The organism is Streptomyces sp. DH12, from assembly GCF_020873895.1.
Taxonomy (GTDB): Bacteria; Actinomycetota; Actinomycetes; order Streptomycetales; family Streptomycetaceae; genus Streptomyces.
Genome location: NZ_JAHWGT010000082.1, coordinates 1 through 1465, shown reverse-complemented (window position 1 = coordinate 1465; position 1465 = coordinate 1). Strand labels below are relative to the sequence as shown.

The 1465-nt window shown below is 71.7% G+C and carries 1 protein-coding gene; it reads left to right on the top strand.

The features are described from left to right. Nucleotides 1–442: 442 nt before the first annotated feature. Nucleotides 443–1465 (top strand): FAD-dependent oxidoreductase (locus LPA54_RS32580; RefSeq protein ID WP_308112909.1); only part of this gene is annotated, 1023 nt, incomplete at its 3' end.

Sequence of the window (1465 nt, the reverse complement as noted above, 5' to 3'; positions counted from 1 at the left end):
GCCCCGCACCATCCCTACAGGGCGTGGCAGGCCCGCCGAGCATGTCGGACCGGCGGCGGTCCCCTCGACGCGCCGCCACGGGCCCCTGCGCCCGCACACCGTCCCGACGTGCCACGACAGGCCCGCCGAGCGCGTCGAGCCCGGCCGCGAGGCGGCGGAACGGCGGTGGTCCCCCAGGGCGGTCGCCGTGGGTTTCCCGGTCGCGTGCCGCCCCGGCGGTGTGTGGGCGCCGTGTGGGCGGGCCGTGCGCGTGGGTGCTTTGCGACGAGTACCGGCCACGCGGAGTTCCGGCGGCCGTAACCCGGTGGTGCCGGGTGGCCGGTTTCCGGGTTGTCCGGGAGCCGCGGATCCCCGAGGCAGCAGGCGGTTTTCGATTCCGTGTATCCGGGAGGCCGCCGCCGCCTCTGTCTGAATCGACGGTCTCGTTTCGAGACAGCACGACGTGTTCATCGATGCCGGTCGGAGGCTGACTGTGAAAGCACGAGTGGCGGTCGTGGGAGGTGGCGTGGCCGGCGTCTCCGCCGCCTACCACCTGCGTGACGACGCACAGGTCACGTTGTTCGAGTCGGAAGCCCGGCTGGGAGGCCACGCCAACACCATCGAGGTCGAGGACTCGGGCCGCACGCTGGGCCTCGACACGGCGTTCATCGTGTACAACGAACCGCACTACCCCACGCTGACGCGGTTCTTCGCGGACCTGGGGGTGGCCACCCAGAGCCATCCGGGGAAGTTCTCCTTCTTCGACCTGGACGCGCAGACGACGTACGTGTCCGACGACTTCGAGCTGCCGGAGGAGGAGATCCGGGCACGCTACCCGGACGACTTCGTCCAGCTGTGGCAGGAGGCGCGGCGCTTCCTGCGGGAGTCGCCGCGGCACTTCATGCGCAGGCAGGCGGACATCCCGCTGGGCGAGTACCTGGACCGGCACGGCTATTCGGACGACTTCCGGTACGGGTTCATCGTGCTCATCTCCACCGCCGCCTGGTCGGTTCCTGCCGAGCAGATCTGGGAGATGCCGGCGAGCACGGTGATCGCCTTCTTCTACGCGCACGGCGCCGAGGGCCTGGGCGGACGCACCGCCCCGTGGCGGACGGTCACCGGAGGAAGCATCAGCTACCTGCGGGCCGTTGAGCGGGTGCTGCGCGAGGCGGGCGCGGACCTGCGGACGGGCACGCCCGTCACCCGCGTACGGGAGACCGACGACGGGGTGGAAGTCCGGTCGGGCGCGGCGGACTTGGGCCGGTACGACTACGTGGTGCTGGCCACGCACGCCGACGACGCGCTGCGCGTGCTGGAGAACCCCGACGAGCGGCAGCGCCGGCTCGAGGCCGTCCGCTACCACCCCACCCGCGCCACGCTGCACACCGACACCGCCGTGATGCCCAAGGACCCGGCGGGCTGGCGCAGCTGGAACTACGGGCGCCGGCAGGTGGACGGGCAGCAGGCGTCGTGGGTGAACTACTAC